Here is a 15,411-nt window from a genome sequence, read left to right on the forward strand (position 1 = left end):
CCTAAAAAATTATTATTTGTTATAACAATACTAGTCATAACAACTATCGAGCGTAATAAAGGCAACTCCCCAAACTTATTCTCAATAAATTGGTTACGCTGCCCGTTAACTCCTATTAGTTGCTATGACTATTATATCCATGACCATTAACAGTGTCAACACCATTAATCTCCTGAAATTGGATAATACCTCTTCCTTAAAAAGAACATCATCTTCTATTGCTTGCCTTAACAAAGCAGTTCGTCAACTCGTTATGGAATCGAGCGTAAGATGATTAGAGAAAGCTCGTCTTAATTAAAAATGGATAGAACGTTATTTATTGGAACTACTAATCGCGTGATAATAGGCTGACTGAAGGGATTTGTACCCTATTCCTACAATTGCTAAAGCAATCACGCCTGCTGCTATTGCAACGCTAAACCCCATTCGTTCGCCAAAACCATCGACAACCCATCCCCCCGCTGCTGATCCTAGAGCAACCCCGACACCGAGCCCTGTAATGGCCCAAGTCATACCTTCCGTTAATTGCGACTCGGGGACGATTTTCTCCACTAGTCCCATCGTAACAATCATAGTAGGAGCCACAGACATACCGGCGAAAAATACAACGAATGCAAGCTTGACTATGCTGTCTACGAAGATCAGCGGGATCATCGTTACCATCGCCACCGCAACCGTTATTAGAAATTGACGGTATAGCGGTGTCCTTAATTTAAGCGTACCGAACACCAAACCTGCCAAACAGGAGCCGATCGCGTAAATGGACAGCACATAACTAGCCGCCACTGTGTTCCCCTGACTTTCTGCAAAGGCTACACTAACGACGTCTATTGTGCCAAATATGGTACCCACAGCAACAAGCGTGAATGCCAACAGCCGTAATGAACCAATCTTAATTACAGTACCTGCACTCTTCAAGCTAAGGGGACGAACAGTAGGCTCTGTACTCCTTTGCATCGTAAATAAGACTACCCCTATCAATAAGAAAATACACGATAATAGCGGACCCGCTTCAGGAAAGAACATAATACTTAGTCCAACAGAAATGACAGGACCTATAATAAAACAAAGCTCATCTACAACAGACTCAAAAGAAAAAGCAGTATGCAGCATAGGAGAACCACGATACAACTCCGTCCAACGTGCACGAACCATGGCCGACATACTAGGCATACACCCTGCTAGCAATGCAAATAGGAACAGCGTCCAGACGGGTGCTTCGTATCTTGTACATAAGAGCAAGGAAATAATCGATACCACGCTAATTCCCGCGGATGGGAGCAGCACTCGGGATTGCCCCAATCGGTCTACCATACGTGAGATATGAGGAGCGATCAAAGCTGACGACAACGCAAACGTAGCTGCAACAGCACCAGCAAGCCCGTATTCACCGCGCATCTGCGACAGCATCGTAACGATGCCAATCCCCATCATCGAGATTGGCATTCTGGCAATAAAGCCTGCTGCAGAGAATCCCTTTGCACCAGGAGCATTAAATATCTCACGGTATAATTTAAACATACGACACCTCCATTCAAAAGTTAAACCAGCACACAACTTTCCCTGCCTTGGTTACTTCATACTAACTCACTGCGCGCAGAACAGTACTAGAACTAAGACAATTTCTGCGCCTAGCGTCGAGATCATCCACATTGACATACACGTCGTATGTGAAATACTATATATACATACGATTCGTATGTCAATTACTATTTCTTGATCAACATTTGCGTTCATACTTTTCTGTGAGGTATTATAATGCGACTAATCAACATACCTGATAACCTTTTCTCGTTACCTCCTTGTGCACGATCAGCGGATATAGCAGAGAAGATAACACTATACAACAAATACGTATGGAAGCAGGAATCTGAATGGCTCGAAAAGCAAGAGCAGAAATGATTGAAGAAACACGCACCAAATTATTGAGTGCGGGCAGACAAGCATTTGGCACGATCGGTTATGCAGACACATCTATGGATGACCTTACTGCTTCCGTGGGGCTGACACGCGGTGCGCTTTATCATCACTTTGGCGACAAAAAAGGTCTGCTGCAAGCTGTAGTCAAAGAATTGGATGTTGAAATGGATGTGAGATTGGAACAAATTTCAGATGCAGCAGTTGGGCATTGGGAGGGCTTTGTCGGTCGCTGCCGCGCTTACCTTGCCATGGCGCTCGAACCAGAAATTCAACGAATCGTGCTTAGGGATGCACCCTCGGTGCTGGGTAACGCATATTCTCAATCATCCCAATCACACTGCCTAGCTTCCATGGCCCATATGCTTCAACAGTTGATGGACGAGAAGGTTATTGTAAGGACGGACAGCGAGTCATTAGCAAGGCTCCTGAACGGGGGACTGGTGGATACCGCTTTCTGGATTGCAAGCTGCAAGGATGCAGAGGCAGGCTTGGCAACAAGTTTACACAGCCTTTCCATTGTATTAAGCGGGCTGCTGCTGGATAAGTAATTCATTTGATCTGTCATCGATTCTAATTTAACAATCATCGTATGGCGTATATCTTCCACCTCTTTAGGGGATAGCTTAATAATCTGGTCTGTACGATAGCCTTACTCAATCAATATCTCTTCATTTATAACCACAAATCACTCGTGATTGGGCAAATCACTGCTTGATCGAGATGAAAAATTGTGAAAGCTGTGCTAAAATACATAATTGCATCTGTCATCTTAGGGAGGTTTATTTCATTACCATGCTAATTATCGGTATCGCCGGCGGCACCGGATCGGGGAAATCAACGGTCGCCAAAGCCGTCATTGACCGTCTGGGGACAGACAAAGTAACGTTTATCTCTCAAGATAACTACTATAAGGAATATCCAAATCTCAGCTTTGCCGAGCGTGAGTCGCTTAATTACGACCATCCACTCGTGTTTGATAACACGTTGCTGATGGAACACCTTCAAATACTTAAAGAAGGCCAGACTGCTTTAGCACCCGTATATGACTTTACCCTGCATGCGCGTTCTAGCGAAGTTATAGAGCTGAAGCCCTACAACATTGTCATTCTGGAAGGGCTGCATGTCCTATCGGACGAGCAGCTGCGTCAGTGCCTCGACATCAAGGTGTTCGTAGATACTGATCCAGACGTTCGTATACTCCGACGTGTGCTGCGAGATATTGAGGAACGTGGTCGGACGATTCAATCGATTCATAATCAATATTTAAATTCGGTTAAGCCTATGCATGAAGCCTTTATTGAGCCTTCTAAGAAATATGCAGATATCATTATCCCGGAAGGCGGCCAGAACGAAGTTGGTATTCAAATGCTAACCTCGATGACGGAGAAATATTTGACTTGCGACTGGAAATCCACATAGAACAATATAAAAAGGCAACCGCATTTTATCGCGCTTGCCTTTTTATGAATGCATTGAAGTCGTATGAGCACCTTCATTTTGCAACATAAACTTTATTCCCTATTTTAGCAACCACCACCGTTCCCCCCTCGCGGTTACCCCACATTGGAAAATGATCTTTGATCGCTAACCCTCGTAAATACTCAAAGTCCGGATGAATGACATCCTCTGTCAAAAACGCCGATGTGGTGCTTCCCGGTGCCCTGGCTTTGTTTAAGGCGTCAATGATCGCCTGTTTTGATCTAATTCCGATACCATGCCCGTAATAGAGATCATTAGCCAATAAAATGACGTTCTCTCCCTGCCATTCCGGAAATTGTGGGTCATGATCAGGATTCTTGAAATAGAGAATATCTCCTGGATATACTTCACGACTAGTACGTTTAGCTACAAGCTTTAAATCGCTATCATAATTCCAATCCCAAATGAACAGATCCTGAAAGTAGGCATTAAAGGCCTCCTTCTTAATCATATCAAGAGTGGCCTTATAAAGAATAATTACGATCGCCGCTGAACATTCAAATGCATAAAGCTTGCCCTGCTGAAAAATATCATTGATTGCGTCTGAGGGCAATACATCCGGTCTAAGTTGAAACCCGCCGTTCTCTGCTCGCACCCAAAACTGCTCGTTGCATCGCGAACGTTCAAATACTGCAAAATCAACACCACTAAAGTTTAAAGCTGTGGCAGCTTCTACTATACTCGTACGCATCTTCAATTCAAAGTCCAAAGCTTCGAGCGAATTATAATAATAGGTCTCTGGACTTCGTTCCTTCTGTGCCAGTATTCCTTGTTCGAATTCAGATAGCTTTAGCGTACTTATCGGTTTCGAATGCAACTCCGAGATCTGAATCATTACTTATCCCAACCTTCTGGTCAATAGGCTACTGTATACATGTATGTACCTTGTTCGAAGTTGGTGCCACTGAGGGCATGAGAGATGTTTAAGATGCAACGTGAAGCTAGCCAGTCCTACTATATAAAAAAGACAATCGCTTAAAATAGCGACTGCCTTTTGAGATGAATCAAGCGAACATTTTCACAACCTTATCGATAAAAACAGAGATGAGATGGAGCTAAATGATATCGGACCCATAACCGACAAGAAACAGCTAGAGTGAACTCCTCATCTCCATTAATACTTACTCGTCACCCTCGACATTATGGTACACCTGCTGCACATCATCCAGATCTTCCAACGCATCAATCATTTTCTCAAATTGGGCTTGTACATCTTCTGGGAGTGTCACATAGTTCTGTGGCAGCATCGTTAGTTCTGCAATCGTAAACTCGGTCACACCTGCTTGCTTAAAGGCTCCTTGAACAGCATGGAACTGGTCTGGTTCAGCGTAAATAATTACTGTCTCCTCTTCCTCGAGGATGTCGCGTACGTCTAATTCCGCTTCCATCAAGATCTCAAGCGCCTCATCTGCCGTCTTGCCTTCTAGACCGATAACAGCCGTCTGATCAAACATATAGTTAACAGAGCCCGTAACGCCGAGGCTTCCGCCGTTTTTGTTAAATGCAGATCGTACCTCCGAAGCTGTACGATTCACATTATTCGTTAATGCATCTACAATGACCATCGAACCGTTAGGTCCAAATCCTTCATAACGGAGTTCGTCATAATTCTCATCTGAACCGCCCTTTGCCTTCTCAATCGCACGGTCAATGATCGCTTTTGGTACGTTGTATGTCTTGGCACGCTCAACAACAAACTTTAGAGCCTGATTAGACTCGGGATTCGGTTCGCCTTGCTTCGCCACCACGTAAATTTCTCTTCCGAACCTAGCATATATACGACTTGTATTCGTGTCCTTCGATGCTTTCTTCTCTTTGATATTATTCCATTTACGTCCCATACTGTTCTCGCTCTCTTTCCACATTGAATGTGTACAATCGTAATTATTATATCTCGTATAAGGAACCTGAGCAAATTAGATTGGGATTTGTTTAGGTGGAAATAGGCCAATGACAAGTATGGGCGAATCCAATAATCCAAGAACAGTATTTATTATCCAACGATAATGGGAGCACATTTCATAATAAACAGGGGCGCTGCCGTGTTATTCTAAAGTGTAAATTGCTTTTTTGTCTTTTGCTATCCATGTCACTACGTATTCTGGCCTCGTACTAAGAACTCCTCTTCCTCTTCAGCAATTAACTTTTCTGAATTTCTACTTTAAACCACTTCCCGCTACCTCAACCTGCATAAAAAGCGGCTAAGCCGGATTTCATTCCTGCTTAACCGCTGAAGATTCTATATGATATATGCCGATTAAAGACTTGGTGTATAGAAATTTTGCGTGTAATACACTTTATAGGAACCGCCAAAGGATACGCCAACTCCTAATCTAGCAAAATCACCTAAAATATTGTTGCGGTGACCTTCGGAGTTCATCCAGTTTTCATGCGCAAAAATAGCACTTGTTTGACCTGCTGCGATATTCTCCCCAGCTTGCTTGTATGCAACCCCATCCTCTTTCATCCGGTCAAATGGAGTTTCACCATCTGGATTGCTGTGGTTAAAGAAGTTTCTCTTGCCCATATCCGCACTATGCTTACGGGCTGTAGTTGCAATCTGATCATTCCATTGTAAGGGCTTCTTGCCGTGACGAACACGCATCGTATTGGTCAGGTCAAACACCTCTTGCTCAAAGCTACTGCGCAGACTCTCGCTCGGAGTTCCGTAATAACCTTGGAACGCCAACTCAGTCTCTTGTTGGATCAATTGAATGGAAGAAGCTTTGGATTGCAGCTTCGTATCGTAGAACACCGTAGCGTAAAGGCTTCCAACTTTATGAAGGCTATACTTGCCACCATTATCTTTATATTGATAGATTGTGTTCCCTTTCTTGATTTGGTTCAAGGCAGGTCCAAATACAGCAGTGATCTCATTCTTGGTAGATCCAAAGCCAACTCCGCCAGCCTTCCACTCTTTTGCATTGGTATACAATGCAACTACCTTATGGTTACGCACTCCAACCTGCAAATAGCGCTCATAATCTTTGTTGTAAATGTACCATTCAAAACCATATTCGCTGCTATCTTTCCGACTCGGCTCTCCCACGAGCTTGATAAGCTGATCCTCGTTTAATCCAATGGATACACCTTGGAACTTGATTGCGGCAGCCTGCTCATTAGACAACATGCGTACTGCAGCGTTCGACTTGATTGGCGCTGCCGAGGCAGGTATTGCCTGGATCACACTACCTGTTACAAGTGCAAGACCTGCGACTAATACTATCAACTGTTTTCGCATCAACTATCATCCCCATTCTTAACGATTTACGCTTGGACGATGAACAATAGGGGCGCTTTTTCAACAAAAAAAGCGCCACCCTAATGGTAGCGCGAAAATATACGACTTCTCGCAATTAGGGCAACCCGGCTATCATCGCACCTTAAAGTGCATTAGACCCGTGGCTTTGCGTCCCCTGCTTTCGCTAAGGTTTGCCATTATCCATATTTAGCGTTTTGATACTATTATGATACCACGGGAATAAAAGGCTTGTACATCTCTACTATTTTATATTGAACAAATATAAATTCACGCTTATGAATCTATATACCTTTGCCTCTATCTAATTTGACAAGTAGCTATTATATAGGGGACAATAGACCAGTTGTAAAAAGAAAAGGAGTGGTAGATTTTAAGTATGCATTATTCTAGAAAAATACTATATGGCCTCTTAGTTATCACCCTATTGATGAACCTTGTACTTCCTCCTTCCATGGTACTTGCCAGTGAAGGATTACTGAATGCATTGTCCATCGTAGGGAGCAATTCCTCGCAAAGCGTAACCAACTCGACCTATGGTCAGGGGAATAACAGTGTCACCAATGCAACTTATGGGCCGATCACGCAGAATATCATTACTTCGGTCACGATGAAAGATGAAACAGGACGTAATATTACAGACGTTAGGCCTACACCGGGCTCACGTGTACAGATTGATTTTACGTGGGGACTGCCAGCGGGCCATACCTATGGCTCTGGTTCAACCTTTACATTCCAGCTTCCCGACAAATTTAATGTAGATCGTATTTTGACTGGGAATTTAACTGGTGATTATGGTACATACGTCGTAACTCCAGAAGGGCAAGTGACCCTAACCTTTAACGAAGAAATTCAAGACGGACAAGAATTAAAGGGTGACTTCTTCGTATGGAGACAATTTAACAAAGACAAGTTCTCTGGTAGCAGCGAGCAGCCCATTACGTTTGTTATTCAGGGTGACTCCACCATTATTCCTGTCCATTTTAATACGAACATAAGCAGTCTTATGGACAAAAGAGGAAATCCCAATAAAGGCATGAACCCGAGTGAAATTAATTGGGAAGTCGATCTCAACAAAGGCGAGCAGAAAATTGAGCAGGCTGTATTTGCAGATAAACTCCCTATTGGTCTGAATATTGATCTGAACTCCGTTAAAGTGTTCAAGTTAGACGTACATTTAAATGGTAGCCTTGTTGAAAAAGAACTCGTTGCTGGTAGTACACCACAAATCACCACAGACGGATTTGGACTTAATTTAGGTGATATCCACAATGCTTACAGAGTGAAGTATACGACCAAGGTTACATCAACTTCGGATCAAACCTACAAGAATACAGCCACAGTAAGTGGAAGTAACCTTGCTGCTCCCATGGATAAGTCAGCTCAAGTAACTGTAAGATTCAGTAAGCCGCTTGATAAGAAGGCTGTCAACTATGATCCCTACACACAAACGATTCATTGGGCCGTACAGTACAACTATAATGAACAAGCCATTGAACAGTCTAAAGCTTGGCTTCAAGATACGTTTAACAAGAGTCAGCAGGAATTGGTAAGACCGTTTGAAGTGTTTGAAATGACGATTGATGCCAATGGAAATGCTACACAAGCAACAGGAACTCCACTAACTGAAGGCACTGATTATACGGTTAATGATTCCGTTGGATATGGATTTAAATTAGAGTTTCTAAACGATATTCACGACGCTTATGAGATCAAGTATGCGACAAAGGCAATTAATCGGGTGCATGCAGATGCCACCATTGTTGAGAACAATGTTAAGATCGTAGATAACCCTACAGGCGTGAATGCTGCGCAAACGATTTCCCAAGTAATTTTTAACAAGTACCCAGGTACAGTTGATTATGCTAGCAAGACAATTGAATGGAAGATTTACCTTAACCTTGATCATAAAACAATGCAGGATGTTATCATTAAAGATAATTTTGCAAGCCAAAAATTAACTTTCATTGAAGACAGCTTGGATATTCAAGGCCTTAAAAAAGGTGTCGATTATACAGTACAACCTGACGCAACCTATAATGAAGGACTTAAGATTACATTCAAGAATCCGATCTCTCAACAATATGTTTTCACATACAAGACTAAATTCGACCCAACTGCTAATAAATCGAAATATGTGAATACAGCTGTATTGGATTGGAAAGAGAATAATATTTCACAACCGTCCATCTCAAAAACAGCAACCGTCGTGCCAGATAGCTATACGCGGGACAACGGGAATAAAACAGGTGTCTATGACGCAATCACAAAACAAATTACGTGGACGATTGATTTCAACTATAATCTCCATGGTATTACAAATGCCGTCATCCGAGACTTTTATACCGGTGAACAAACGCTTGTAGCCAACTCGCTCACCGTTCATCAACTGAACCTATTGGGCGCTGATAATAAAGTCAGTGTGGGTAGCCTTGTTCCAGAGGCAGACTATTCGTTTGATAGCACGGTCAAAAAAGATGGGAAAGACGGCTTTGAGTTAAGCTTTAACAAGCCAATTAATTCTGCTTATCGGATCACGTACAAGACGAGTCTGGATGGGCATCCGGTTACAACTTCCTATTCCAACGAAGCTTCGCTGCGAGACGGCGCAGGCTCTATGACAACATTATTTGAGAAGAGTGCTACGGTTGCACCAAAGCATGGCGGTGAGTTTGTAAATAAACTGGGTAGACAGGGGACTGGGGCTGACGCAGAATTTGCATTCTGGCAAGTAAACGTTAATCGCAGCCAATCCTACATTCAAGCTGGCTCGATTTTAACAGATACGTTATCGCCAAATCAGCTTCTGATACCAGATGCGGTGAAGTTATTCCATACCACAGTAGATAAGAACGGGAATTTAAGTAAAGCAGGACTCGTAAATTCAGATCAGTATACCGTAAATATTGTAGGAAATACGTTGTCCGTAACGTTTATCAATGAACTCCGTGCTGCTTATATTCTGGAGTATAAATCATTTATTAATGCCGATAACGGCGAGAATATTAGCAATAAGGTATCCTTTAAAGGTCAATCTGCGGGCAGCGTTGACAAAAATACGAGCAATCAGTTTCAGGTTCAATTCTCAGGAGCTGGCGGTGGAGCAACTACCCCTGGCAAAGGGAATCTCACTATCATTAAAGTGGATGCCAGCACAAAACTTCCATTAGCTGGCGCCAAATTTGGACTATATGACAAGTCGGGCAATACTTTGTTGCAAGAGCTTGTTACTGACGTCAACGGAGCAGCCACTTTTGAGAATTACAGATTAAAAGATTATAAACTTAAGGAATTAGCTGCTCCTACGGGTTATGTGATTGCAAGTGAATATCAGAACGGAAAGCTTATCACACTTCGTAAGGACATGGCGCCAATCTCAATCGGTAATGTGAAGGATGAATGGGATGTCGAGCTGACGAAGGTCGATATCGATACACCTACGAAGGTTCTTCCTAATGCTGTGTTTAAATTGCAAGTAAAAACAGGAGTAGAGTTCAAGGATGTAGATGGTTATACAAGCTTAAAGACAGCTCTAGACGGTAAGATTCGACTGTCTGCACTGAAGCCAGGAAGCTATCAACTTATTGAAGTCACGGCCCCACAGGGATACAAGGTGGATACAACCCCACTTGGCTTTACCATTGTGACAAACCAATCTACGCTGAAGACACTGATCGCTAAAAATAAGTTGATCAAAGGAACCGTCGAGTTGACGAAAGTAGATGACAGCAAAGTTGCCTTGCCTCTTGCCGGAGCAAAGTTCCAACTACTAGATGCTGCAGGCAAAATAGTGCAGGTTGGAACAACTGACCAATACGGCAAACTGCTGGTTAACAATTTGTCAGCAGGAACTTATAAATTTGTGGAGACAGCCGCACCTAAAGGCTACAAGTTAAGTACACAGCCGTTAACATTTGAAATCGTGGATGAGAAGAAGCTGGAAGTTACATTTACAAATGAACTGCTTCCAGGCAGCGTTAAGCTCGTTAAAATCGAAGCGAGTCACCCTGATATCAAGCTGGCTGGAGCTCAGTTCCGTCTATTGGACGAGAATCAAAAACCGATAGTTGATGCATCTGGCAAAGAGCGTACGCTTCTGACTACTGATAAAGACGGACAAGCACTTATCCCTGCTCTTAAGCCAGGTAAATACTTCGTCGAAGAAGTTAAAGCGCCTTCTGGCTATATGATTGACCAGAAGTTAACTGGATTCGTTGTGATCAGCGAGAAGGAGGCGGTTGTGACGGTAGAAAACATTCGCGAGCCGCTTTCAGGTTCCGTTAAGCTGATCAAGATTGAAACAAGCCATCCAGACGTGAAGCTTGCTGGGGCTCAGTTCCGTCTATTGGACGAGAATCAAAAACCAGTAGTCGATGCATCTGGCAAGGAGCTTCCGCTTCTAACTACTGATAAAGACGGACAGGCACTTATCCCTGTCCTCAAGCCAGGTAAATACTTTGTCGAAGAGATTAAAGCACCTTCTGGCTATATAATTGACCAGAAGATGACTGGATTCGTTGTGATCAGCGAGAAGGAGGCGGTTGTAACGGTAGCGAATACGCGCCAACCGGTCACACCGCAGCCACCAGTTGATCCAACAACTCCTCCTGACAATGGAGGTAAGACTCCAGATCAGCCGGGCGGTGATACGGACAAGCCAACCGACAAGCCCGACGGTAACACGGACAAGCCAACCGACAAGCCTGACGGTAACACGGACAAGCCGACCGACAAGCCCGATGGTGAGACGGACAAGCCAATCGACAAGCCTGACGGTAACACGGACAAGCCAACCGACAAGCCTGACGGTAACACGGACAAGCCAACCGACAAGCCTGACGGTAACACGGACAAGCCAACCGACAAGCCTGACGGTAACACGGACAAACCGACCGTTAAGCCAGGAGGCAATAGCAATAATAACTCTGGGGATAATACCAACACCGGTACAACGGATGAAGTGAAGGATACAAGTGTAAATGATAAGACAAGCAATCGTGAACCAGACCGTGACAACAACTCTGGTAACGTTCTGCCGAAGACGGGTGAAGATAGCTCATTGCCTATGCAGCTAATAGGTGCAGCCTTGATTTTGCTGGGAGCAGCGCTTATCGGGATACGCAGAAAATGGTTTAGAGCATAATATTGTATATAAATACGCCTGCTGAAAGCTCAGCAGGCGTATTTATTATAGCCTATAATCCTTAACAACATTGTATTGCACCACTTCATGCACATTCAAAAAGTAACCCACAGGCAAAGGTGCTAAAACTGATCAATCAGGACACTGGGTAGCGTTAGATCTAGATATCAGGGAATCCGCCTCTAATGCTCTCCTCCTATAAGCTGAGCCGAACCTAACATGGTTGGCTTATAGGTGAAGACTAAAGGAGCATTCACCTCGGCGAATAAAGTAATTATTGTGGGATATTCGTTCGGAGGATACACTCACCAGATGAGCAGGTCGACTACCAATTAGCGTTTACTAATAACAGCACCCCCCAGTCCGTATTGGTTGGGGGGTGCTTGTTGGAAGCAAATCGATGTTGATTGCTCCATTACTTGCTGCTAGAATTCATCATCGATCGGCATTTGAACTTGTCTTTGTTGTTCTCTCTTTTATTGCAAGAAATCCTTCAGAACAGGTTTTCATCCTTATTCTTCACCGATTACTTCTTTGCGATTACTCGAATAACTACTGGATTTTCCTCTTTATAAACAGCATAGTTATTTCCCTCAATCATATAGCTTATTTGAAACCCTATAAGCTGTAACTTTTGTACTAATTCATCTAATACAATAAATCTTCTATAGTGCTCGTTATAAAAGTAGGAATTCTTACCCACTTGTTTTCCCAATCCAAAAATTTCATCTTTAACACTTCTAGCCTCTATAAAAAACTGTCCTCCTGTTTTCATAGAGTTGTATACGTTATTAAGTAGGATATCTTCTTCTTCTTCCGTAATTGAATGTAATGTAAAGCGACTATATACATAATCATAGTTATTGATCTTTAGCACATTCGAGCGAATGAAATCTTTTGCTGCAAACTGAATATTCTCATTGGCATAGTTCGCCTGTAAGTTCGAAATTGCATTTTGTGATTGGTCAATCGCAATTACTCGTATATCGTTCCCAGCAAAAAATAAAGAATCCCTTCCATTTCCACAACCTAATTCTATCAATGTTTTGCCTTTTTCCAAAACAGGTAGAATATCGGTTGCAAACTTAGTTGGTTCATTAGAAGTCTCAGCTTTTGTATAATAATTATCCCAGTACGAATAATCCAACAGTTATTTCCCCTTGTAACTACTTTATTATTTCTTACTTTTTTGCAATATAAATATCCATTGCTTTGTTTCATTTTGAGCCTTTATGTCATCATAAAAAAACTCTTCACTTACTTTTAATTCAAAACCTTCTTTATATAAGACTTCAAAAATATCATTATATTGCTTTTCAGTTCGATAAATTGCACTATATTCACTTTCTAAATTTTCAGAATAAAATTTATTTAAAGTTAATCTTTCTTTCAATGCAATTGGCTCTGATAAGTAGATGATACACTCTTCATCAAATCTTCCAACAAGACTATTAAGTGCTGTCTTTACCTCATCGTCATTAATATACATTAGAACTCCACCCGATATAATAAACCGGTTAAATTTTTCCTCTATAGGAAAATCATCTTCATTATTCATTAATTCCTGAATGGAAGAATGAATAAAATAGGTCGTATCTTTTTTCTCAATATCTTCTCGCGATTGTATTAATTCAATAAATTCCTCTACATAATCAACACCAACATATGTATCTGCAACAGAAGTAATATATTTTGATATACGTCCTGTCCCACAGCCAACTTCAAGCACACGACTATTGCTATCTAAACATAAAAGAGGAAGCCTGTGTTCTATTTCAAAGCTGGTCCATATTTCAATCTTGCTTTTGTCCTTGTCACCACATAAAACTACTGGCGCATCGACATCAATAGAAACCTTTTCAACAGCTCTTTTTCTATAAAAGTCTTGTAGACTTTCATGATCAATATCAACATGTTCATTATATATTCTGTTCATAAATCTTCCCCTTACTCCGCCTCTATAGTTCCAGTTCTAGTCCATTCGAAAACTTTATAAATGACGCATAGCTATGTCCGTGTCGTTTATCAAGCGGCGGTAGTTCCATGTATTCTCCATACCTTGATGTCAAAATATCATCATATCTCTCCGGTGCACGAAATGCATGCCCTTCAAAATTTACAATTATCGTTTGATCATACCATTCACGTTTATAAATATGACCTGCTAAATTATGGCACACTAGAAAAGTCGTTTCTTTTTTGTTATAAAATTTAGAAAAATAATCAAAAATAAAAATAGTAACCTTTCGAGGTATGAAAGATAACACTTTAAATAGCATTTTACTGTATATAGTACTTGCAGCTTTTTTTCCAACCTGCGCCCATAATATTTTTCTACAAATTTTGCATATGAACATAGAGAGCTTTTGTATATACTTGTTTGGTGAAATATTGTCTATTGGAAAAATGTCCATACATATGCCGTCTTTTTGTTTTAAATGTTCTTGCCCTGAACGTATATAGGATGTATTTTTTAATCGTAACTTTCCAAAAACCCAATTATAATGTTTATCGTTTTGTTGGTTTTGTAAAAAAAACTTTTCTTTATTCAATTCGCTTTCGCAAATTTCGCAAAATCTATCATAATCCTGTCTAAACATTTGGATATCCACGTCATCATCCCACGGAATAAATCCTTTATGTCTAATTGCTCCCAGCAATGTCCCATCAGATAAAAAGTATTGTATATTATGCTTTTCACATATACGATCTACTTCTATAAGAAGTGAAAACATCTCAATTTTCAATTGTTTTAATTGCTCATCATTTAATTTTATATAATCTACTCCCGGTTTCACACTCCGCCTCCTACAGCCCTTTCTTTTTTGTTAGCCTTACTTGTGTAAGCTAATATTCTTTCGTAATCATCAAAATAATCGATTTCCGACCAGAACATCCCTTTTATATCAATAGTTTCTATGTTTTTCTCTTCTATTAGTGAATATAATATATTTTCCCACCATAGTTGGTGCTGTTGATCTCCAATTAAACTCTCTAGTTTCCCTTTGAATTCAACAAGGAATTTTGGTCTTATCTTTCCCATTCCTACATATTCACACGTTCGTTCTTTTAAAGGTAAATCCTTGCCGTACTTTTTTATATATCCGTTTTCTAGCTGCAAAAAATAATCGCCTTCTACGGTTCTACCTGTATCAACCATTAAAGCACAATCTTTTTTCGTCTCTACAATCAGATTTAAAATAGTATCATCAATATAAACGTCACCATTCATAATAATAGTTTCTTCTGTCAATTCTTCTCTAGCAAACCAGAAGGAGGCAATACTGTTAGTTACATTATAGAATGGATTAAAATAATATGTAACATCTAGGCCTTCTAAAGCTTCATAAATCTTAGTTCTACAATATCCAACACATACGATTGGCTGAATATTTCTTTCTAATAACATCAGTACACTTCTTCTAATCAACGGAATACCATCAACTGGCAATACACATTTGGGGATTTCCTCAATCATTCTTGATATTCTTGTTCCTCTTCCTGCCGCCAACAAAATAGCTTTCATGATTTGACCCTCCCCCAACTTTATATTTCTTACTTGATTATTCCCAAAATATGAATTGTACTAGCATATCAATATGGGTTATCA

Annotated in this window: 11 protein-coding genes and 1 riboswitch; of the genes, 3 read left to right on the plus strand and 8 right to left on the minus strand. The window is 41.2% G+C overall.

Annotated features, from left to right (window positions below):
* Positions 1-312: 312 nt before the first annotated feature.
* The gene (locus MH117_RS15070; protein ID WP_239329641.1) at positions 313-1,521 is read right to left on the minus strand and encodes an MFS transporter; all 1,209 of its coding nucleotides are present in this window, start codon (positions 1,519-1,521) and stop codon (positions 313-315) included.
* 353 nt (positions 1,522-1,874) lie between these two features.
* On the opposite strand from MH117_RS15070, the gene MH117_RS15075 reads away from it, so the two are divergent.
* On the plus strand, positions 1,875-2,468 hold the full coding sequence (locus tag MH117_RS15075) for a TetR/AcrR family transcriptional regulator (RefSeq protein ID WP_239329643.1): 594 nt from the start codon (positions 1,875-1,877) through the stop codon (positions 2,466-2,468).
* Positions 2,469-2,712: 244 nt separating this feature from the next.
* Positions 2,713-3,339: a uridine kinase gene (gene udk, locus MH117_RS15080; RefSeq protein WP_239329645.1), complete on the plus strand. Its 627-nt coding sequence runs from the start codon at positions 2,713-2,715 to the stop codon at positions 3,337-3,339.
* A gap of 73 nt (positions 3,340-3,412) precedes the next feature.
* On the opposite strand, the gene MH117_RS15085 is transcribed toward udk, so the two are convergent.
* The 3 genes from MH117_RS15085 to MH117_RS15095 all read right to left on the minus strand — a co-directional run bounded on the left by MH117_RS15085 (position 3,413) and on the right by MH117_RS15095 (position 6,640).
* A complete protein-coding gene (locus MH117_RS15085; RefSeq protein ID WP_239329647.1) occupies positions 3,413-4,234 on the minus strand; it encodes a protein-glutamine gamma-glutamyltransferase in 822 nt (273 codons plus the stop codon).
* A 286-nt stretch (positions 4,235-4,520) separates the two neighbouring features.
* Positions 4,521-5,240, minus strand: a complete 720-nt coding sequence (locus tag MH117_RS15090; RefSeq protein WP_239329649.1) for a YebC/PmpR family DNA-binding transcriptional regulator — start codon at positions 5,238-5,240, stop codon at positions 4,521-4,523.
* Positions 5,241-5,656: 416 nt separating this feature from the next.
* Positions 5,657-6,640, minus strand: coding sequence for a CAP domain-containing protein (locus MH117_RS15095; RefSeq protein WP_239329651.1), 984 nt, complete (start codon positions 6,638-6,640; stop codon positions 5,657-5,659).
* Between the two features lie 116 nt (positions 6,641-6,756).
* A riboswitch (cyclic di-GMP riboswitch) is annotated at positions 6,757-6,846 on the minus strand.
* A gap of 242 nt (positions 6,847-7,088) precedes the next feature.
* Between MH117_RS15095 and MH117_RS15100 the strand changes: the two genes are divergently transcribed.
* A complete protein-coding gene (locus MH117_RS15100; protein ID WP_239329653.1) occupies positions 7,089-11,801 on the plus strand; it encodes a SpaA isopeptide-forming pilin-related protein in 4,713 nt (1,570 codons plus the stop codon).
* A gap of 526 nt (positions 11,802-12,327) precedes the next feature.
* Here MH117_RS15100 and MH117_RS15105 read toward each other — a convergent pair.
* The 4 genes from MH117_RS15105 to MH117_RS15120 are packed head-to-tail and all read right to left on the minus strand — an operon-like array spanning position 12,328 to position 15,327.
* Positions 12,328-12,948: a class I SAM-dependent methyltransferase gene (locus MH117_RS15105; RefSeq protein ID WP_239329655.1), complete on the minus strand. Its 621-nt coding sequence runs from the start codon at positions 12,946-12,948 to the stop codon at positions 12,328-12,330.
* A gap of 27 nt (positions 12,949-12,975) precedes the next feature.
* A complete protein-coding gene (locus MH117_RS15110; RefSeq protein ID WP_239329656.1) occupies positions 12,976-13,737 on the minus strand; it encodes a class I SAM-dependent methyltransferase in 762 nt (253 codons plus the stop codon).
* 22 nt (positions 13,738-13,759) lie between these two features.
* The gene (locus MH117_RS15115) at positions 13,760-14,599 is read right to left on the minus strand and encodes a LicD family protein (RefSeq protein ID WP_239329658.1); all 840 of its coding nucleotides are present in this window, start codon (positions 14,597-14,599) and stop codon (positions 13,760-13,762) included.
* The gene (locus tag MH117_RS15120) at positions 14,596-15,327 is read right to left on the minus strand and encodes a phosphocholine cytidylyltransferase family protein (protein ID WP_239329660.1); all 732 of its coding nucleotides are present in this window, start codon (positions 15,325-15,327) and stop codon (positions 14,596-14,598) included. Before MH117_RS15120 ends, MH117_RS15115 begins: the two co-directional genes overlap by 4 nt.
* Positions 15,328-15,411 lie beyond the last annotated feature (84 nt).

This window comes from Paenibacillus sp. ACRRX (assembly GCF_022346885.1).
Lineage (GTDB): Bacteria > Bacillota > Bacilli > Paenibacillales > Paenibacillaceae > Paenibacillus_B.

Excerpts from the sequence above, each read along its gene's own strand:
- udk (WP_239329645.1), top strand. The coding sequence starts at position 2,713 with ATGCTAATTATCGGTATCGCCGGCGGCACCGGATCGGGGAAATCAACG.
- MH117_RS15075 (WP_239329643.1), top strand. The coding sequence starts at position 1,875 with ATGGCTCGAAAAGCAAGAGCAGAAATGATTGAAGAAACACGCACCAAA.
- MH117_RS15100 (WP_239329653.1), top strand. The coding sequence starts at position 7,089 with ATGAACCTTGTACTTCCTCCTTCCATGGTACTTGCCAGTGAAGGATTA.
- MH117_RS15110 (WP_239329656.1), bottom strand. The coding sequence starts at position 13,737 with ATGAACAGAATATATAATGAACATGTTGATATTGATCATGAAAGTCTA.
- MH117_RS15070 (WP_239329641.1), bottom strand. The coding sequence starts at position 1,521 with ATGTTTAAATTATACCGTGAGATATTTAATGCTCCTGGTGCAAAGGGA.
- MH117_RS15090 (WP_239329649.1), bottom strand. The coding sequence starts at position 5,240 with ATGGGACGTAAATGGAATAATATCAAAGAGAAGAAAGCATCGAAGGAC.
- MH117_RS15120 (WP_239329660.1), bottom strand. The coding sequence starts at position 15,327 with ATGAAAGCTATTTTGTTGGCGGCAGGAAGAGGAACAAGAATATCAAGA.
- MH117_RS15095 (WP_239329651.1), bottom strand. The coding sequence starts at position 6,640 with ATGCGAAAACAGTTGATAGTATTAGTCGCAGGTCTTGCACTTGTAACA.
- MH117_RS15085 (WP_239329647.1), bottom strand. The coding sequence starts at position 4,234 with ATGATTCAGATCTCGGAGTTGCATTCGAAACCGATAAGTACGCTAAAG.